Genomic DNA, 20,134 nt, shown 5'->3' with positions numbered 1-20,134 from the left:
ATAATTATGCCTTGGTTTGTTTCTCTTTACTGATGCACTGCATGAGGCGCACCATGTTCTGCCAGGTTTTGTCCCAGGAGATTCCGGCCAGGAAATCATCGGTGCGGCGCATCCAGCCATGGTCTTCTTTCTGGGCCAGGGCTTTTTCTATGGCCTGCTCAAAGGCTTCGGCGCCATCAGCAATGTGCACCAGGTTCTGCTCACCGTACGGGCGCACTACGTCTCTGATAGAGGTAGATACTACGGGTTTACCGGCGGCCAGGTATTCTGGGGTTTTGGTTGGGCTGATGTATTTGGTAGACTCATTGTGGGCGAAGAGCAGCATGGCCACGTCCCAGCCCGCCAAATAAGAAGGAAGTTCCTGGTATGATTTTCCGCCCAGGTAATGAATGTTTTCGCCTTTAGGCAAGTCTGCTTCGTCAATTTTCACCACGGGCCCAATGATCACAAACTGCCATTCTGGGCGGGCGGCGGCGACAGAGCGCAGCAATTCAATGTCAAAACGCTCATCTACTACGCCAAAGAAGCCCATACGCGGGTGCGGAATGTGGGCCTGGTCGGCGGGGTCTTCCTGCGGCTGGCGGGCTTTGCCGAAGTGCACTTTGTCAATGCTGCTGGGGAACGCGTAGGCTTCTTTGTGGCGGTCTTTCTTGGCCTCATACAGGCTTTGCCCGCCGGTGAACACCACATCGGCCTTGGCCATCAATTCTGCCTCCAGCTCCAGCAATCTGGGTGGCGCGAATTTGAAGGCAGACAGTTCATCCATGCAGTCAAACACGGTGAGGGCTGGGGTAAAGTGGCGGGTGAATTCCAGGGCCATGGGCGTGTAATACCAGAAAACGTAGTCTTCCAGCTTGTTCACCTTGAAGAATTTGTCCAGCAGATTACGCTGTTCGGCTTCAATTTCAGCCCCGGTCAACCCATGCGGCAGGTGCGGCACCACCACGGTCACGTTGTCTTCGCGGCTAGAAACGGCCAACCGGGGGCGGGCGTTGTCAAAGAAAAGCGGCTCCTCAATAAAGAAGAGACGGGTATGTTTGGCGAAGCGGGAAAGCAAATGCTGCGGACGCTGATACACAAAATCCCAACGCAGGTGTGACAGGCAGACCAGAGCCGAAACAGTGCTCAGGTACTCTTCCATACTGTTACCGGCTGACTTGCCAGAAGTGGCTCTTAGATCTTTCTTGGAGGCAGCAGAACTAGTACTGGCAGTGCTCGCTTCAGGCTCAGATACAAAATAGCCGCTTCCCGCACTGGGAATAAAATCAGAGTCTAGGTCAAACATATTCGTAAGCTTTTGTTTAGTGTGGGTCTTAACCTTACAGGAAGAAGTTCCTTCCTCCTGTAGCCACCATGCTTACGCAGAAATTTTAAAAAGGCTGCACGCAACGCACGCTTGCGCGGTTTTATTACACTTCTTCGGCAAAAAGACCGTATAAATACCTAACAATCAACTACGTCTATTGGTATTTGTTTGAACCAGTAAGGTGTTTCTCTTCTGCGGTTATTCTCTCTGCACCTAAAGGATTTTCTGAAACTCCACCACGTCTTGCCAGCCGGTTGGCGTCTTCAGCCAGTCTTGCCTGACTCCCACCTGAGTGTAGTTCAACTGCCGGAAAAGCGCCAGACTTGCCCCGTTGTTTGCGGTTACTGAGCAGCTTAGCTGATGCAGCTGCAGCACCTGCGCCGCATAGAACTCCAGTAGCTGCAGGGCCTCCCGGGCGTAGCCTTTGCCTCTGTACTCCTGCATCACGGCAATGCCCACCCCGGCGCGCCGGTGCAGCGGCTCAAAGTCAAACAGATCTACCGTGCCAATCACGGTCTGCCCCTGCTGCAGACAAACCATGAGCCGCAGCTGCCTGGCCGCGTAAATATCCAGTGACGCGTTTTCCAGGTACTGCCGCAGCACCTCTTTGGAGAACGGCGCCAATGACAGACTCACCGGCCACAGAGCGGTGTCATTCTCAAACAGGTAGAGAAAGTCCAGGTCAGTGGGCTCCGGGGCCCGGAGAAAGAGGCGGTCAGTTTGCAGCAGCACCTTTTTTTAATTGGGAATGGGTAATTAGGAATTGTAATCGGCTGTGCCGAAATCAACCAAGAATAAATTACCTGTTTTCGGCCTGTTTTTCAGAAAACAGGCCAAAAACAGAAAATGGCTTTATAAAGAGATTTCGCCTTTGAAGACTTGTTCGGCAGGGCCGATGAGGAAGACATTCTTGAAGCTGTTGCCGTCTTTCTCAAAGCTCACCTGCAGCTGCCCGCCCAGCACCTTGATGTTTACAGGACTTTGGTACCCGCTTCGGCTGGCCGCCAGGGCTGCCGCCGTCACGCCGGTGCCGCAGGAGAAGGTTTCGTCTTCTACGCCCCGCTCATAGGTGCGCACAAAAAGTCTGTTCTCCGGCAGGTGCTCCACAAAGTTCACGTTGGTGCCCTCAGCCTTGAAGCGGTCTGAGTAGCGTACGGCACGGCCTTCTGCAAAGACGTCCAGCTCCTGTAGCCCAGAAACCTGCTGCACGTAATGCGGCGAGCCGGTGTTCAGGAAGCAGGCGTTCTCCAGCTCCTCTACGTGGTGCACGTCTATCATCTGCAGGTGCACCAGCCCGTCTTTGAGATACGCCTGGTGCGGCCCGTCTGACGCAATAAAATACGCCTCCTCTTGCACCACCCCCAGAAACTGCGCGAAGGCCACCAGACAGCGCCCGCCGTTACCGCACATGGAGCTGGGCCTGCCGTCTGCGTTGTAGTAGACCATCTCAAAGTCATAGCCCTCTTTGAGCTGCAGCAGCATGAGGCCGTCGGCACCCACGCCTTTGCGGCGGTCGCAGAGAAACGCCACCTGCTCCTGGGTAAGCGAAATGTCTCCTGAGCGGTTGTCCAGCACCACAAAATCATTGCCGGTGCCCTGGTATTTATAGAAAGTCAACTTCATGTTTCTTTGGGGTATCAGGTAGCAGGTATCAGAACTGAATTTTTCTTCAAAGCACAATGCCGTTTTTGGCCTGTTTTTCTGAAATCAGGCCAAAAACGGCCTCACTGAGAATACTCAAGTCGTGCTACCTGATACGTGCTACGTGCTACGAATAACTTACCTTTGCGGCACCACTACTTTACAAAGATATGTATTCTTTCCTGACCACTACCGCCTGGACGGACTATGAACTCATTGACTGCGGCAACTTTGAGAAGCTGGAGCGCTTTGGTGATTACATCCTGGCCCGCCCTGAGCCGCAGGCCGCCTGGGACAAACATTTGCCAGAGAGCGAGTGGGACCGTCTGGCGCAGGCGGTGTTCAAGCGTGAGAAGGGAAACGCTGAGAAAGGCCAGTGGCAGCTCAGGAAAGGCATGGCCGAACAGTGGTTCATCAACTACCGCTACAATGACCTTAAGCTGCGGTTTAGGCTGGGGCTGTCCTCTTTCAAGCACGTGGGGCTGTTCCCGGAGCAAGACCCCAACTGGCAGTTCATCTATGATAAAACCCGCGCCCTGCCCGGCAAGCCGAAGGTGTTGAACATGTTCGCCTACACCGGCGGCGCCTCTCTGGCCGCCAACGCCGGCGGCGCCGATGTGACGCACCTAGACAGCGTGAAGCAGGTGAATTTCTGGGCCCGCCAGAACATGGAGGCCAGCAACCTGGACAACATACGCTGGCTGGTGGAAGACGCCATGAAATACGCCCGCCGCGAGGTCAAGCGCGGAAACAAGTACCAGGGCATCATCCTGGACCCGCCCGCCTACGGCCGAGGCCCGGACGGCGAGAAATGGCAGCTGGAAGAGCAGATCAACGAACTCATCAAGCTCTGCGCCGACCTGCTGGAGCCTGAAAACAACTTCTTCGTGATCAACCTGTATTCCCTGGGCTTTTCGGCTTTGATACTGGACAATCTGATCAGAGCCTCCTTCGGGAAGACGGTGAAGAATGAGGAACTGGGGGAGCTTTACTTACAAGACCGCGGCCAGCGCAAACTGCCGCTGGGTACTTTTTTCAGGTTCAGCTCTGAGAAGTAGAGGTTGGTTGTTGGTTGTTAGTTGATTGTTAATCTCCAATCATCTTCCTCTACTTTGTCATCCTGAAAGGATCTTTTGGGCCAGCTAGAAAGACAAAAGCTAAATACAGGAAACTGTCTTCTTTTGTACCATCTAACTCAAGTTGCATAGAAAAGCAGCTGACACATGACGGGTAATCGTTTACCACAGTAGAAAAAGCGGAAAAAGAGTACGGGTGAAGGCTCTTCCGGATTTGTAATCCGGAAGCCCTACCTCGGCGATGAGTAATCCCCGCTTCCGTACTTTTAATCGGCACGCACCGCGGATTGCAAATCCGCAGGTAACCAAATTCGGGATTGCAAATCCCAAATAGCAGAGAAAGTACATTTTCTTTCCATAGAGCAAATGCCTGTCTAGCTAGCACGCAAGATCCTTTCAGGATGACAAAAGAGAGAAGCACCCAGAATAATTTCTCCAATATCTAGCTAAATATCAAAAGCTGTTTTTGCCCTGTTTTTCAGAAAATAGGGCAAAAACAGCTTTCTTTGTTTATTGGGCAACATCGGCTGCGCCGAAACAATTTTGTTTTAGGGCAACTGCGGTCTTCTACTTTTCCCGTACAACACCCGGAGTTAGTAAAAACCGACTGCCTATTTTGCCCATTCCTAATTCATAATTCTTAATTCCCCATTAAAAAGATGCGCCGTTTAGCCCTTATTGACCTTGGCACCAATACGTTTCACCTGCTCATTGTAGAACTACAGGAAGACGGCGGGCCGAAGACGCTTTTCAAGACCAAGGTTCCGGTGAAGTTGGGGCAAGGCGGCATCAGCAAGGGCGAAATTCTGCCAGAGGCGCGGGAACGGGGGCTCAAGACCCTGAAGGAGTTTCAGGAAATCATAGCCCAACACGGCGTGGCCGAAGTGAAAGCCACGGCCACCAGCGCCATCCGGAACGCCAGCAACGGTTTAGAGGTGGTGCAGGCTATCAAAGAACACACGGGCATTGACGTAGAGGTGATCAGTGGCGCCCGCGAGGCTGAGCTGATTTTCAAAGGTGTGCAGCAGGCGCTGCAGATAGGCCCCAAGCCGGCGCTGGTCATGGACATTGGCGGCGGCAGCGTAGAATTTATCATTGGCACAGACAAGGGCATTCTCTGGAAGAGAAGCTTTGAGATTGGAGCCCAGCGCCTGCTGGACAAGTTCTTCCACACAGACCCCATGGCCCCTGAAGACGTGAAGGCCCAGCGTCATTACCTGCAAGACCAGCTCCAGAAGCTCACCGCCGCCGTGCTCCAGCACCAGCCCGAGGTTTTGGTGGGCTCCTCCGGCACTTTTGACACGCTGGTAGACATGGACCTGGCCCAACAAGGCCTCACCCGTGACGCCAACGGCTCCCCAGAAATGGAGTTAAGTGTCTCCACTTTTCAACGGCAGAACAAAGAACTCCTCCAAAAGAACCGGACAGAGCGTATGGCTATTCCCGGCATGCTGGAGATGCGGGTAGACATGATTGTGGTGGCATGCGTGCTCATTGACTGGGTGCTGGAGAAGTACAACCTGGAGCACATCAGGGTTTCTTCGTATGCTTTGAAGGAGGGGATGTTGGCGGAGTTATTACAGGGATAAAGTTTATTTATTGCTTTCGCTTGATTTGTAACTAATCTGTTTGCTGCTGTATGTTTTTGCAGCGGCGGTGGGTCCATTGCTGTGGCAGGAAAGTGTAGCCTGCTGCTGCTGCTTGAGGAGTTGCTTCTCCGGTAGCAGTGGCAATGCGTGGTCTGTAGTTCCCTTGGCTGTGGCTGTTGACGCAATGCCTCACTCACTGCGTTGTTTCATCTTTTCCGGTAAGCGCTCACGGCCGCGGGGCCCCGTCCTGTCGTCTCGCACTGCTGTTAAAACTACGCCTTTGGCGTTGCCGCTGAAGCGGCACCGTATTAACAGAGGCGCTCACCCCCAGGACTGGTTGCTGTTCCTCTCCTGTAACTGCTTGTGCTGTTATGTCTGCCTCTGCAGGTAACTGCTGCTGATCCGCTAGCCTGTGGCGAGCCCGTGCTGCGCACATCAGTCAGAGCAGAAGTGTTGATTGATCATTGCTGCTTGTTTGTTGGCCTGGTTCAGACGTTTCGGAGAATGGTAGAGACCAGGCACCGCCTTGTATCCCACGCATTCCTGATACTCCCCCTTTGAAGGGGGCAAGGGGGATGTTTACACAGAAGGGAACGCATTGCTGATCAACCTCTTCTCGCCGCAGCTAGTTGCATTCTGCCAATCATCGCGCTCTTCCGGATTTGCAATCCGGAAGCTGGTACACGGGGATTTGCAGTCCCCGTGGCGGCACGTTTAATCTACAGGGACCGCGGATTACAAATCCGCAGGGACTGTGTCCGGGATGGCAAATCCCGGACTGCCGAAGGACACACATGCCAGATGTAGGGGCACACCCCCTCACATGCCAGATAACTCCCCTCCTGGGAGGGGCAGGAGGGGGTTCCACGCATGACTGAACGGCTCCCGACGAGTTTGGAGCCTCTCCCCATCCCATGGCACGGGAGCGGAGTCTCGCGCCAGTTCCATCTTCCAACCATCAGCAAAAAACAATCAGCCATTCTTCAGCCCTCGTAATGTGCGCAGCTCCTGTGAATGTCTGGAGCAACTACTCTGTTTCATAGCTTGCCCCTCACCCTAGCCCTCTCCCCATGGGAGAGGGAACACCGCTACTGCGTTTTGGAGCAGTTTTCTCGAAAACAGGCCAAAAACAGAAGAGCGGCCCTTGCGGGGACCGCTCTTTTGTGACTAGGTTAACTTCTTGAATTTCTTCTGGTACGCCTTGTTCAGCTTTTTCAGGTCTTTGTTGCCACCGGTATAGGTTTCGGCTTGCTGCTTGTAGTTGGCTTTGGGGTTGGCCTGCACATCCCGAACCGCCAGTTGCTCGCCTACCTGCTCCTGCAGTTGGTTCAGGTTGTATTTGGTATACTTCAGGGACACCAGACGCTTGACCAGATCAACGGCAGCGGCGGCCTCTCCGTGGGCGGCGGTGTGGCGGGCCACCTCGGCCACGAAGGTCTTGTTTTCATGCCGGCCCGCCAGGGCTAACAGCGGGGCATGCTGCAGGCCAAACCGCTCCACGCCATCTTCTGCAAACTGTTGCCCTGCTTGCAGGTAGAGTTGTACCGCCTCGGTCATTTTGTTCTGGCTGATGAGGTACTCTACCTTTTGCAGGGTCTCCTGGTAATGGGCGGGAGCGTCAATGCGCACCAGTTCGGCATCGGCGGTAGCCGTGGAGATGGCGCAGCCGCCGTTCTCTTTGGCCGCGGCCAGGGCCTGATCCAGCGCGGCGGCGGCTTGGGCAAACTGCCCCTGGCGGCTCAACTGCAATGACCGTTGGTAATGCTGCTCATAACTGGCCTGCGCGTTGGCACATTCCTGTGAGAAAATACCCTGGCTTAACTGCCGGAATTTGGCATCCAGCTCTTTGTCACTTACCAGGTTGTACTTCACCTGCAGGTTAGTCACTTCGGCGGCAATGATGCGGGCCTGGGCCAGGCGGTTGTTAGCGGCTTGCTGCTGCCCGTCATTGATCCTGGCCAGAATCACCGGCTTGGCCGCTTGCCGTAGCAAGGAGGAAGCATCTGCCTGCTCCTTCAGGTCATATTCTGAGGCCACGCTTCTGGCTTTCTCAAAAGAAGCGAGCGCGTCTGCGTATTGCCTGGCCTGCAAGGTTTTTCGGCCGGAGGCCATGTGGTTCACATACACCTGCTGCTGCACGTCCCGCATCAAGGTTTGGGCGGCCGCGTCTGTGCCAATAAACGTGCGGTTGTTGCGGGCATATGCCTGGGCTTCACGGGCCAGTTTCTCGGCTTGGGGGAGGTTCTTGCCGTGCAAGGCTGTTCTTCCGGCTTGCAGCAGGTTGTCATAGATTCCGTTGGCGGCGTAGGCCATGCCGCTTTCCCAGAGTTCAGGGCGGCACCGCAGGCTGGAGATGCCGCGGCAGAACTCCCGGGCTTCTTCAAACTGCTGCAGCGCCTGGTGGTATTTGCCCTGGTTGTTGAGCTGCTCGCCAAAGCGCACGTACTCATTCTGGATGTTCAGCGCCAATTCCTGGGCAAACCGGAACGTCTCCGGGTCAGGCTGCATGCGGTTCAGGAGATCACGGGTGCGCTGGGCAGATTCTTTCAAGTAGCCGGCCTGCAGGTCAAGTCTTGCCAGCTGCAAGTGTGACGGTGCAAAGGCAGGGTTCGCGGCCACGGAGCGTTCAAAGAAATCACGGGCGGCGCGGGCGTTCCCGTTCATGGCCAGTTCCAGGCCGCGGTTGTAGAAAATCTCAGGCAAGCGCGCCCACATCTGGTCAAGGGCGGCGCGACGTTCCCGCAGGCGGTTGTCTAAATCTTTGGCGCGGCGCATGAGCTGCACAGGGTCATGCTGCCTTAACCCCAATTCCCGCTCCAGCCGGCTTTCTACCGCGCGGTCCATCTCTACTTCTAAGGCTTTCAGGCGTTCGCCGTGCTGGGCCAGCCGGTCTATATCATTGGGGTTGATGGTCTGCAGGTCCCGTGACAGCTGTGCCAGCCGGGCATCTGTGTCATAGTAGCGGTTCACCAACTCTTTGCGCTCCCGCACCAGCGAACGGTTTTTGGCCGAAAACCCCAGTTTGGTCTCTACCACCCTTACTTTATAACCGTTGAAGGCGGTGGTGTCTTTGATAAAACTCTGGGCCAATATGGTAGTGCCGTTCTGGTCAATGTCTTTGGTGTACACGTCAAACGTCTGCAGCACCTTGTCCTCAGCGCCTAACAGCTGCACTTTGGCGGTAATGGTGGCCGGCACCAGCGCCTCTGCGAAATCAAATTCACGGTACAGCACGCGCTCCCGTACCCGCATGTTTTTGAGAGAGGCGGTAAAGTTGATCTGGTTTCCGTCACGCGTGATGCGCTCCTGCTGCTCAAACTCTACCGGCAGCAACAGCCTGGTGGTGCGGGACCGGCTGGAGACATACCCCAGGTCTACGGCCATGGAGTGCAGCTCAGCATGGTCGGCGCTGGACAACGTCAGGCTCTCCAGCTTCTTTTGGTCATAAATTACCGTAGACTGCGCCCGGGCTTGCCCGCTCCAGAAGAGCAATACCAGGAGAAAGAGGGAGAGTAGGCGTGTGTTCATAATATTAGCTTTATCTGATATTCTGGTGAAGGCAAATTCTGTTCCAGAAATCATCTGTGTTGCAATCTCTACTGAGTAGATGCGCCAGGGAAAGGTTCAGTTGCCTGCGGCGAAGAAAAACAACTAAGAAGTTGGCGGTGCGTTTTGGGCCTGTTTTTGGAAAAACAGCCCGGAAACAGATCTGGGTGTTGCTTATCGCTGCGGGGAAAGTAGGGTGAGGGGCAAATCCTCTTCAATTTATACAACGCTGGTGAAGCAGATAAAAGGCACGGAAGTAACTTCTACACCATAGTTACTATCTCTAGAACCAGAACATAAAGCGCCAGCACAAAAGACCTTGTAGCGTCCAGAGGACCTGCGAGCGTCTGTGCCAATAGCCTCTGCAGCCCGTCTTCTTCCGCATAGATGAGCAAATACGGATTTTTCTCTTTTCGGGCTGTTTTTCTGAAAGCAGCCCGAAAACGCTTTTCTGCTTACAAACCGCTCAGCTGCCGGTTTTTGGGATACTTAACCACGTAGCGCAGGGTGCGTTTTACGGTTTCATTGGGCTTGAGCGAAAGTTGCCACGTCACCTTCCCGGTTTCCTTGTTCAGGGTGCCGCCGTTGGTCTCTATGTCTTCCACCTCAATCTCAGAGGTAGTGCTGAGCGGAATCTGGTCTTCTACGGTGATGGTCACCGGCTGTGCCTTGGTGTTGCGCAAACTGATTTCATAGCCTACCTGCTCTTTGATATTGCTGCCCAGGGTAGAACGTTTCTGGTAATCTTTCATGCGCTCGCGCTGCACCACCACGTTCTGGTCACGGCCCAAAGATAACGTAAGCGTGTCACGGGTCTGCTCCGGGTTCAGGTAAGACTTACCGGTAAAGGTACCGGCCAGAAACACGTTGGCCTCACCGGGCAGCAGTTTCAGATTCTCCCAATTAGTGAGGTGGGCAACAAGAAACGCGGTGGGGTCTAACTTAGGCACGGCGGTGTGGGCGTACGTGGTGGTGAGGCTGTGCTGCTGAATGTCTACCGTGTGCGGCTTCGCGTCTGACGGCACGCTGAACGGGATCCCAATCTTAAACTCGGCCGCCAAGGTAGTGGCCACGGCTTCTGTGTAGTCTGACGTGCTCATGGCTGGGGCTGCAACAGCTTCTTTCCTCTTGACACCATAACCCGTCACCACTACTTCATTCAACTGCTGTTTAGAATCTTCCAGCACAGACACCCCAGCGGCTCTTCCCATTACTCTTGCATCTATGGATCTGGGCTGCACAAACCCTATCCGCTGCGGGTCCAGCTCCGGTTTCTGAGCGCCCTCGGCGGGGTTGGTGGTGGCTAGGGTGAGTTGCACGTTGTTCCAGTCAACCCCGGTGTTCTGGCGCACGTTGGCTTTGTACTGGAGCTGCACGGGCCCCTGGTTTCCGCTGGCGCGGAGGTCATAAATGGGCTCCCAACCGGCGTTCATGACCAGGTAGGTTACTTCCAGCCCCACCTGTGCCCGGCCAGTGGCCTGCACCGCCACAATCACGCGGTTGTTGGCCTGTTGGTTGCTTCTCGCTTGGTTTACCTGGCTGTTGAACTGGTTCTGCCGGTCGCGGAGGATAGCCAGCTGCAGGTCTACGGTCTGGATCTCCCTCCGGATGGCGAGGAGACGGGTGCGGTAGTACTCTGCCACCTCTTTCAGGCGGGCGGCGGTGATGCCCGCATCATGGCCGCCAATGCTTTGGTTCGCCTGCAGCAGCCCCTCCTCCTTTTGCAGCACCTCGCGCTGGTCAGTGAGGGCTCTGATGCGGCCGTTGTAGCTTTGCAGCGAATCTTCCAGGCGTTGCAGCTCTTTGGGTTTACCGGCACTCTGGAGAAAGTTCTGTTCATAGCGCACTGACAGCAGCGTGACGTTGCCGGTGGGGTTTACCTGCACACTGCGTTCATCCAGCTGCACGGGCAGGCCTTCCAGCACCAGCTCGGTTACGCCCGCGTCAACGGTGGCGCGGCCGGTGTTGGTGACCTGGGCCCGGTTCAGGAACACGGTCAACCGTTTCACCTGGGTGTCCATAGATTCCTGTTTTTGGGCTAAAATCTGAAAAACAGGCAAAAAACAGAAAACCGCTAAGAGTAGATAAAAAGATTTCTTCATGTCAGTTGCGTTGATGTTCTAAACAAGATGCCAGCCGCGCACCTATTCCATACGCCTGCGTTCTTTCTTTTGAGAACGCAGGAAAAGATAGCGGGTACTGGCTCTTCTTATTCCAACCAAAGCTAACATTTCCCCGGGAAACTTTTCATCTGTTTGCCGTACCTTTGGGCCACTAGAATTTGATCTGCCCATGTATTCGTACCAACGCCTTTTTGACTTCTCCCATAAGATTTTCCTGAGTATGGGCTGCCCGGCAGAAGATGCCCTCAGCGCCACTGAAACCCTGCTTTCAGCTGATCTGCGTGGCGTAGACTCGCACGGCGTGGCCCGCCTGGTGGGGTATGTGCGCCTCTGGGAGGCGGGCCGCATCAACGCCACCCCCACCGTGCGCATTGTGCATGAGACCCCCAGCACCGCCACCGTTGATGGCGACGGCGGCCTTGGCCTGGTGGTAGCGCCCAAAGCCATGCAGATTGCAATAGAAAAAGCCAAAAACGCAGGCAGCGGCTGGGTGAGCGTGAGAAACTCCAACCACTACGGCATTGCCGGGTACCACGCCATGAAAGCGCTGGCGCATGATATGATTGGGATTTCTATGACCAATGCGAGCCCGTTGGTGGCCCCTACCCATTCGCTGGAGCGGCTGCTGGGCACTAACCCCATTGCGGTGGCAATTCCGGCAGGTGAGCAGCCCCCGTTTGTAGCCGACATGGCCACCACCACCGCCGCCAACGGTAAACTGGAGATGCTGCAGCGCAAGAACCTGGAGGCCCCGCTGGGCTGGATTCAGGCCGCAGACGGGAGTGCCTCTACCAATCCCAATGAGTTGAAAGACGGCGGCGCGCTGCTCCCGCTGGGCGGCGACACGGGCAGCCACAAAGGCTACGCGTTGGGCGCGGTGGTTGACATTTTCTCAGCGGTACTTTCTGGCGCCAACTACGGGCCGTGGGTACCGCCGTTTGTGAGTTTCCTGGCGCCGCCCGCAGACCCTGTGGGCGCGGGAATTGGCCATTTCTTTGGGTCGATGCGCGTAGATGCCTTCCGCCCGGCGGCTGAATTTAAACAGCACATGGACCACTGGATTACCCGCTTCAAGACTTCCAAAGCCAAAGAAGGCCAGCAGGTGCTCATTCCCGGGGAGCCGGAACGCCTGTTCACCGAGCAACGCCTGAAAGACGGGATCCCGCTGCTGCCGCCGGTGGTCAAAGATTTGGAAGGCTTGGGTGGTAAGTTTGGGGTGCAATTATAAAATAGCTTCTGTTTTAGGGCTGTTTTCAGGAAAACAGCCCTAAAACAGAAAACCCCTTGCTTACGGTACAGATCTACCACATGAAACTGCTCCTCCACTACCTCAAGGCTTACAGGCTCATTCTCTTCAGGCAGCATGCCTGTCCCAGAGGGGCGCTCCTGTGGGCGTACACCAGGTTGCTGGTGCAGGCCCACAGGGCGGGCAAACGGGGCAGCCGGCGCTCAGGCCCTTACAGCATCCTGCTCTTTGGAAAGCGGCTTTACTTTACCAGCTATATTTTCCTGCTTTACCAGTTTGAGGAAATCTTTGTCTTAGACTGCTACCGGGCCAAAACCGCCGGGGAAAAAAGATTCATTGTAGACGGCGGAAGCCATATTGGGGTCTCGGTTCTCTTTTTCATCACTGCCTACCCTGGCGCTTCTGTCCTCGCGTTTGAGCCAGACCCCCAGGCGTTTCACCTGCTGCAGCTGTTTGTACAGCAGAACAAGCTACACCAGGTCCAACTGGTGAATGCGGCGTTGGCGGCCACCGCTGGCACTGTTTCTTTCTATGCCCATGAGGAGTTGGGGCGCTTAGATGCCGGCACGTTTACAGCAGGCGCCCAAACCGTGGCCTTGACAGTACCCACGGTACAGCTCTCTACCTATCTCACCCAGCCGGTAGACGTGCTGAAGCTTGACATTGAAGGCGCAGAAGTACCCGTGATTGCCGAACTTGTGGCCAGTCAGAAGATATCTGACATAGGTGAACTGGTTCTGGAGTTCCACCCCGCCATCAATGGTGAACCTGCCCCCTTCCTCTCCCTGCTTGAGCAGGAAGGCTTTCAGGCCACCTCTACCACGTCTGCAGACCTCTATGAGAACACCACAGACTACCTTCTGCATTTCACCAGGAGGTAACCGCCTGTTTTAGGGCTGCTTTTGGGAAAACAGCCTTAAAACAGAAACCCCCTCTCCCCGTTCCCGCAGAGCGGAAATTTCTTTCACCTACAGCACCGCCAGTTCCCGAAAAGATACCGTAGACGGGTAAGCGGCTATTTCTTTGTACTTTTGCCTAGGCGGCTACGGCGGCCTGTTAAAAATCTGATACCATGGCTAAAATAGCAATAAACTTAACCACCGCTTCCATCCAGCAGGAAGAGGTGATAGTAGGCATTGACCTGGGCACTACTAACAGCCTGGTGGCGTACATGCACCCAGAAGACAAAACCCCCATTGCCATCAATGACCTAGGCATGGGCACCATTGTGCCGTCTGTGGTGCATTTCTCGCCAGAGGGCGAAGTGCTGGTGGGCAACGCCGCCAAAGAGTACCTCATCACTGACCCGGCCAACACCATCTACTCGGTGAAACGCCTGCTGGGCAAATCTTATCAGGATTTGGGCGAGCACAAGGATTTCTTCGGGTATAAGATAATTGACGACAATTCTGAAGGGCTGGTGAAGATACGGGTGCAGGACCGCTTCTACTCGCCCATTGAGCTCTCTGCTGAGATTCTGAAAGAGCTAAGAGCCCGCGCCGAGCACGCCTTGAAAACCCCGGTAAACCGCGCCGTGATCACCGTGCCCGCCTACTTCAACGACTCGCAGCGCCAGGCCACCCGTGACGCCGGCAAACTGGCGGGGCTGGAGGTGCTGCGCATTGTGAACGAGCCTACCGCGGCCTCGCTGGCCTACGGCATTGGCCTGGACCCCACCGAGGAGAAAACCATTGCCGTGTATGACCTAGGCGGCGGGACGTTTGATATTTCCATCCTGAAGATTCACCAGGGCATTTTTGAAGTACTTTCTACCAACGGCGACACCTTTTTGGGCGGCGACGACCTGGACCGGGCCATTCTTGAGCACTGGACGCGGGGGAACAAATTGGTTGCTGACTTAGCCGGCCAGGATGCCAACACCGCCCAGGCGCTTCGGCTCAAAGCCGAGGAAGCCAAAAAGACCCTGAGCAGCCAGCAAAGCTATTCTTCTGAACTGAACGGCATTGAGCTGCAACTGGACAAGCACACGTTTGAGACGCTCATCACGCCCATTGTGGACCGCACCATGACCTCCTGCCGCATGGCCCTGCAAGACGCAGGCCTGGCACCGGAGCAGATTGACGCCGTGATCATGGTGGGCGGTTCTACCCGTGTGCCGCTGGTGTACCAGACCGTGAGCGACTTCTTCGGGAAACCCGCCAACAACTCCCTGAACCCAGACGAGGTAGTGGCCCTGGGGGCGGCCATTCAGGCCGATGTGCTGGCCGGGAACCGCAAAGACATTCTGCTGCTGGACGTGACGCCGCTCACATTGGGCATTGAGACCATGGGCGGCTTGATGGACTCCATCATTCCGCGCAACTCCAAAATCCCCACCAAGGCAGGCCGCCAATATACCACCTCAGTGGATGGGCAGGTGAACATGAAGATCTCGGTCTATCAAGGCGAGCGGGATCTGGTGAAAGAGAACCGCAAACTGGCCGAGTTCGACCTGAAAGGCATTCCGGCCATGCCCGCCGGTTTCCCCAAGGTGGATGTGAACTTCATCCTGAACGCCGACGGTATCCTGAAAGTAGAGGCCCTTGAACTGCGTTCCGGCGTGCGCCAAGAGGTGGAGGTGAAACCGCAGTACGGCCTCACCGATGAACAGGTGGAGCAGATGCTGATGGATTCTATCACCCACGCCCGCGAAGATGTTTCTACCCGCATGGTCATTGAAGCCCGCACCACGGCTGAGCAGATGATTTACCAGGTGGAGCGCTTCCTGGAGAAAAACGGTGAACATTTGACCCCAGAGGAAATTGCCCTCACCCGCCAGAACGTGCAGCACCTGAAAGACGTGTTGCCTACAGGAGACAAAGACACCATTCTAAAGGCCGTAGATGTGCTGGAGGAGCAGACCAGTCCGTTTGCGGAGCGCGTGATGCAAATCTCCATCAAGAAAGCCATGACGGGCAAGAAGATTGAGTAATGCGTTTTCGGCCTGTTTTCAGAAAAACAGGCCAAAAACAGAAAGACTTATACAAGCAGAAAGCGCAGCCGGTGGCTGCGCTTTCTGCTTGTATAGTGGATGTGTATTACTGCTGTTGTTGCTCCTGCAGTTCCTCTTCTTCTTTCTCAACTATGATGTAGAGGTCTTCAGTGGGCTTTTTCATGAGGTACTTCTCTCGGGCAAACTTCTCCAGCAGCTCAGGGTTGCTCATGAGCTCTTTTCTGTCTTTCTCCACTTCGGCAATTTTCTCCAGGTAATAGTCCCGCTCCTCTTCCAGCTGCGCCAGTTTCTGGCTGGTCTGAAACTGGGTAATGAAGTCATTGGAGTCAAAAAAAAGCATCCAGACCAGAAAACCCAACAGTGTGAAAAAGTAAAAGCTCCGGAAGAATTTGGGAACACGTGCCAACATAGCGCAAAAATAAAAATGGCGGCAAGAAATCTCTTGCCGCCATGAAGGTACAAAGAATCCGGAAGCAAGTCCAGCCGTGGCGGGCAGTTCTTCAGGAAATTGTGTTTTGGGGCTGTTTTCTGAAAAACAGCCCCAAAACGGGAATTACATTTTTCTGCCCGGGAAATAGGCAACCTCACCCAGTTCCTCCTCAATCCGGATCAGCTGGTTGTATTTGGCCATCCGGTCTGAACGGGAAGCCGAACCTGTTTTGATTTGACCGGTGTTCAACGCTACCGCCAGGTCAGCAATGGTGTTGTCTTCGGTCTCTCCAGAACGGTGGCTCATAATGCTCTTATAGCCGTTTCTGCGGCCCAGGTTGATCGCATCAATGGTTTCGGTTAACGTACCAATCTGGTTTACTTTGATCAGGATGGCATTGGCCACCTGCTGGTCTATACCTTGCTGCAGACGGGTTACGTTGGTCACGAACAAGTCATCACCTACCAGCTGCGTCTTGTTCCCGATGGAATCAGTCAATGCTTTCCAGCCTGACCAGTCGTCTTCGTCCATACCGTCTTCAATAGAGATGATAGGGTATTTGTTTGCCCACTCGGTCCAGAAGCCTACCATCTCAGAAGAGGTCAGTTTATCACCGGTAGACTTTTTGAAGTGGTAATGCCCGGTTGAGGCATCATAGAACTCAGAAGCGGCCGCATCCATGGCTATCATGAAGTCCTCACCTGGTCTGTAACCTGCAGCCTCAATGGCTTGCAAGACTACCTCAATGGCTTCCTGGTTAGAGCCTATGTTAGGAGCAAAACCACCTTCATCGCCCACGTTGGTAGACATGCCTTTCTTCTTCAGCACGTTTTTCAGGTGGTGGAACACCTCAGATCCCCACCGGAGCGCCTCAGAGAAAGAAGGGGCGCCCACGGGCATAACCATGAACTCCTGAAAGTCAATAGAGTTGTCTGCGTGGCTACCGCCGTTCAAGATGTTCATCATAGGTACCGGCAGGGTATTGGCGTTCACCCCACCCACGTAACGGTACAGTGACTGACCGGCTTCTTTGGCGGCAGCTTTGGCGGCGGCTAACGAAACACCTAAGATGGCATTGGCCCCCAATTTGGCTTTATTAGGCGTACCGTCAATCTCAATCATGATTTTGTCAAGCAGGCTTTGGTCAAACACGTTGAAGCCTACCAACTCATCAGCAATGAGGGTGTTCACATTCTGTACCGCTTGCAGTACACCTTTGCCCATGTATTTGCTCTTGTCATCATCACGCAGCTCTACGGCCTCATGCTTACCGGTAGACGCCCCAGAAGGAACGGCTGCACGGCCTACAATACCATTTTGCGTGATCACGTCTACCTCTACGGTTGGGTTACCGCGGGAGTCAAAAATCTGACGGGCTTTGATGTCTTCAATTAAGCTCATATAATTTCAAGTTTGGTATTACTTATTTTTCTCCTTCTCCAGCATCTCCACGAACAGATCAAACAGGTATTCTGAATCATGCGGCCCGGGAGAAGACTCTGGGTGGTACTGCACAGAGAAAGCGGGTTTGTTTTTGATCCGGATTCCCTCTACCGTGTTATCATTCAGGTTAATGTGCGTGACCTCTACATTGGGGTTGTTCTTCACCGCCTCCGGGTCAACAGCAAAGCCGTGGTTCTGGGACGTAATTTCGCTTCTGCCTGTGATCAGGTTCTTAACCGGATGGTTTAACCCCCGGTGCCCGTTGTGCATCTTGTAGGTAGGAATACCATTGGCCTGGGCTAAGATTTGATGCCCCATGCAGATCCCGAACATTGGTTTTTCTTCGGCCAGGATCTTCTCAACACTCTTAACGGCTTCTGTGGTCACTGCGGGGTCACCAGGGCCGTTGGAGATAAAGTAGCCGTCTGGCCCCCACTGTTCCATTTCCTCAAAGGTGGCCCCATAAGGGAAAACCCGGCACTCGCACCCACGGCTGGTTAAGTTATTCAAGATATTGCGTTTCACCCCAAGATCAAGCACCGCCACTTTAAACCTGGTGTCATTGACAGGTAGGTCATATTGTTGCGGCGTAGTCACTTTTGAGGAGAGTTCTAACCCATGCATAGATGGAACAGCAGCCAACTGTGACGTTAAAGTCTCAACATCTGTGGTTTCAGAGGAGATAATGGCATTCATAGCTCCCTTGTCCCGTACGTGACGTACCAGTTCTCTGGTATCAATTTCACAAATGCCCACAATGCCGGCTTTTTCAAAGTACTCTTGCAAAGAGCCTTCTGCGGTTTTGCGGGAGAAATGTTGCGAGAACTCTTTACACACCAACCCTTTGATCTGAATTTGGCCAGATTCAACCTCTTCAGGTTGTACCCCATAATTGCCTACATGTGAAACCGTGGTAATCACAATCTGACCATAATAGGAAGGATCAGTAAAGATTTCCTGATAACCGGTCATTCCTGTATTGAAACAGACCTCACCGCCGGTGGTTCCTATTTTCCCCAGGCTTTTGCCATGGAACACAGTGCCGTCTTCCAGCACCAATACTGCATCAGTTGTCGTGTGAATCTTCATTCGAAATAAGTATGTGGCAAAAATAAAAAAGGGATACGATTAATATCGTATCCCTTTTCAATTATTACTGCATTTTTGTTATTCTTCTGATTTAGTTTCAGTTGAATCAGCAGAAGCAGCAGGAGTTTCTTCTGTGGCTGGAGTAGCAGCAGCGTCTGACGCAGTGTCAGCAGCGGTGCTTTTCTTACCTGAAGAACGACGTCTGGTTTTTGCTTTACCAGCGGCGGCTGTACCGGTGGTAGTGAGCATGTCTTCGTTGTAATCTACCAGCTCAATGATACACATTTCTGCGTTATCACCAAGACGAGTTCCAGTTTTAAGGATACGGGTGTATCCGCCGGGACGATTAGCAATTTTAGAGGCTACCCCATCAAAAAGCTCTTTTACAGACTCTTTGTTTTGCAGGTAAGCAAAAACAGTACGACGAGAGTGTGTAGTATCGCTTTTAGATTTTGTCAACAACGGCTCTACGTATTTACGGAGGGCCTTCGCTTTGGCAACAGTAGTTGCTAAACGCTTGTGAAGAATCAGGGATGAAGCCATGTTAGAAAGCAAAGCAGCACGGTGGGCGGCAGTTCTTCCTAAGTGGTTAATTTTTTTACCGTGTCTCATTATTTTAATTGTGCACGTGCATACCGTCGATCAACCTGTCGGGATCGGGAATTATGCCGTAGATTACTAATCTTCTTCTAACTTGTACTTGGAGATGTCCATCCCGAAGCTAAGGCCTTTCTCAGAAACCAGGTTCTCTAACTCAGTCAAAGATTTCTTACCAAAGTTACGGAATTTCATCATGTCAGAAAGATCTAATTGCACCAGATCTCCTAACGTTCTGATATCAGCTGCTTTTAAGCAGTTGTATGCCCGAACTGAAAGATCCATGTCATGCAAAGGAGTCTTCAGAACTTTTCTCATGTGCAGCATTTCCTCATCAACAGCTTCTTCCTCTTCAGGCTTCACGGTCTCAAAAGTCATGGTGTTATCAGAGAAAAGCATAAAATGCTGAATCAAGATATTGGCAGCACCTTTCAAAGCATCTTCAGGATGGATAGAACCATCTGTAGAAATCTCAAGCAAAAGACGCTCATAGTCAGTTTTCTGCTCAACGCGGGTGTTCTCAACACTGAACTTCACATTTTTAACTGGAGTGAAGATAGCATCAATAGCGATCTGACCAAAAACCTGATCTGCTGGTTTATTCTCTTCAGCCGGCACGTAACCACGGCCTTTCTGAATAGTCAATTCAATTTCAAAAGAAGCCTCTGGATCTAAGTGACAAATCACCAGATCAGGGTTCAATACTTGAAATGAACCAGAGAATTTATTGATGTCACCGGCAGTGAAGGTATCTTGCTTGCTGATGCTAACGGTGATTTTATCATCAACCAAGTCACCAATTTTCTTGAAACGAACCATTTTCAGGTTCAGTATAATTTCAGAGACATCTTCAACCACACCTTCAATGGTAGAGAACTCATGGAGCACACTAGGAATACGGATGCTGGAGATGGCATAGCCCTCCAATGAGGAGAGAAGGATTCTTCTCAACGCATTCCCAATGGTAACACCATAGCCCTTTTCTAGCGGCTTAAATTCAAACTGCCCATTAAAGTCATCGGATTTCTCCATCACGACTTTCTCTGGCATTTGAAAGGCTAATATTGACATGATTGCTGGTTTAAGGTTGACACT

15 protein-coding genes are annotated in these 20,134 nt (G+C 53.4%); 5 read left to right on the top strand and 10 right to left on the bottom strand.

The genetic code is table 11. The annotated features are described in order from the left end of the window. Window positions 1-4: 4 nt before the first annotated feature. The 3 genes from A8O25_RS06685 to dapF form a co-directional block, all read right to left on the bottom strand. Window positions 5-1,285 carry a glycosyltransferase gene (locus A8O25_RS06685; RefSeq protein ID WP_153042624.1) on the bottom strand — a complete coding sequence of 427 codons (1,281 nt, stop codon included), beginning with the start codon at window positions 1,283-1,285 and terminating at the stop codon, window positions 5-7. A gap of 234 nt (window positions 1,286-1,519) precedes the next feature. Then, the gene (locus A8O25_RS06680; protein WP_082893495.1) at window positions 1,520-2,038 is read right to left on the bottom strand and encodes a GNAT family N-acetyltransferase; all 519 of its coding nucleotides are present in this window, start codon (window positions 2,036-2,038) and stop codon (window positions 1,520-1,522) included. 120 nt (window positions 2,039-2,158) lie between these two features. Beyond that, the gene (gene dapF, locus A8O25_RS06675) at window positions 2,159-2,929 is read right to left on the bottom strand and encodes a diaminopimelate epimerase (protein WP_193788616.1); all 771 of its coding nucleotides are present in this window, start codon (window positions 2,927-2,929) and stop codon (window positions 2,159-2,161) included. A gap of 188 nt (window positions 2,930-3,117) precedes the next feature. Here dapF and A8O25_RS06670 point away from each other — a divergent pair, with 188 nt between their 5' ends. Together A8O25_RS06670 and A8O25_RS06665 are read left to right on the top strand one after the other, a co-directional pair. Continuing rightward, on the top strand, window positions 3,118-4,005 hold the full coding sequence (locus tag A8O25_RS06670; RefSeq protein WP_066832434.1) for a class I SAM-dependent methyltransferase: 888 nt from the start codon (window positions 3,118-3,120) through the stop codon (window positions 4,003-4,005). Window positions 4,006-4,682: 677 nt separating this feature from the next. After that, window positions 4,683-5,612 carry a Ppx/GppA phosphatase family protein gene (locus tag A8O25_RS06665; RefSeq protein WP_066832431.1) on the top strand — a complete coding sequence of 310 codons (930 nt, stop codon included), beginning with the start codon at window positions 4,683-4,685 and terminating at the stop codon, window positions 5,610-5,612. 1,167 nt (window positions 5,613-6,779) lie between these two features. On the opposite strand, the gene A8O25_RS06660 is transcribed toward A8O25_RS06665, so the two are convergent. Together A8O25_RS06660 and A8O25_RS06655 are read right to left on the bottom strand one after the other, a co-directional pair. Then, window positions 6,780-9,140: a hypothetical protein gene (locus A8O25_RS06660; RefSeq protein ID WP_153042623.1), complete on the bottom strand. Its 2,361-nt coding sequence runs from the start codon at window positions 9,138-9,140 to the stop codon at window positions 6,780-6,782. A 473-nt stretch (window positions 9,141-9,613) separates the two neighbouring features. After that, window positions 9,614-11,179 carry a DUF4139 domain-containing protein gene (locus A8O25_RS06655; RefSeq protein ID WP_074987946.1) on the bottom strand — a complete coding sequence of 522 codons (1,566 nt, stop codon included), beginning with the start codon at window positions 11,177-11,179 and terminating at the stop codon, window positions 9,614-9,616. 271 nt (window positions 11,180-11,450) lie between these two features. On the opposite strand from A8O25_RS06655, the gene A8O25_RS06650 reads away from it, so the two are divergent. From A8O25_RS06650 to dnaK, 3 genes are all read left to right on the top strand, one after another. Then, a complete protein-coding gene (locus A8O25_RS06650) occupies window positions 11,451-12,509 on the top strand; it encodes an Ldh family oxidoreductase (protein ID WP_066832422.1) in 1,059 nt (352 codons plus the stop codon). Between the two features lie 80 nt (window positions 12,510-12,589). Then, window positions 12,590-13,408: an FkbM family methyltransferase gene (locus A8O25_RS06645; protein ID WP_153042622.1), complete on the top strand. Its 819-nt coding sequence runs from the start codon at window positions 12,590-12,592 to the stop codon at window positions 13,406-13,408. A gap of 191 nt (window positions 13,409-13,599) precedes the next feature. Continuing rightward, window positions 13,600-15,459, top strand: coding sequence for a molecular chaperone DnaK (dnaK, locus tag A8O25_RS06640; RefSeq protein WP_066832417.1), 1,860 nt, complete (start codon window positions 13,600-13,602; stop codon window positions 15,457-15,459). Window positions 15,460-15,565: 106 nt separating this feature from the next. On the opposite strand, the gene A8O25_RS06635 is transcribed toward dnaK, so the two are convergent. From A8O25_RS06635 to A8O25_RS06615, 5 genes are all read right to left on the bottom strand, one after another. Further along, entirely contained in the window at window positions 15,566-15,889 is a 324-nt protein-coding gene (locus A8O25_RS06635; protein ID WP_066832413.1) for an FtsB family cell division protein, read from the bottom strand. 144 nt (window positions 15,890-16,033) lie between these two features. Continuing rightward, a complete protein-coding gene (gene eno, locus A8O25_RS06630) occupies window positions 16,034-17,311 on the bottom strand; it encodes a phosphopyruvate hydratase (RefSeq protein ID WP_066832410.1) in 1,278 nt (425 codons plus the stop codon). Between the two features lie 18 nt (window positions 17,312-17,329). After that, complete coding sequence (carA, locus tag A8O25_RS06625) at window positions 17,330-18,442, bottom strand: glutamine-hydrolyzing carbamoyl-phosphate synthase small subunit (RefSeq protein ID WP_066832407.1); 1,113 nt, start codon at window positions 18,440-18,442, stop codon at window positions 17,330-17,332. Window positions 18,443-18,520: 78 nt separating this feature from the next. Next, window positions 18,521-19,054: a 50S ribosomal protein L17 gene (gene rplQ / locus A8O25_RS06620; RefSeq protein ID WP_066832405.1), complete on the bottom strand. Its 534-nt coding sequence runs from the start codon at window positions 19,052-19,054 to the stop codon at window positions 18,521-18,523. A gap of 66 nt (window positions 19,055-19,120) precedes the next feature. Then, window positions 19,121-20,110, bottom strand: a complete 990-nt coding sequence (locus tag A8O25_RS06615) for a DNA-directed RNA polymerase subunit alpha (protein ID WP_066832403.1) — start codon at window positions 20,108-20,110, stop codon at window positions 19,121-19,123. Between the last annotated feature and the right edge of the window lie 24 nt (window positions 20,111-20,134).

It is taken from the genome of Rufibacter ruber (genome assembly GCF_001647275.1).
Classification (GTDB): Bacteria; Bacteroidota; Bacteroidia; order Cytophagales; family Hymenobacteraceae; genus Nibribacter; species Nibribacter ruber_C.
This window is presented reverse-complemented; position numbering and strand designations above follow the sequence as displayed.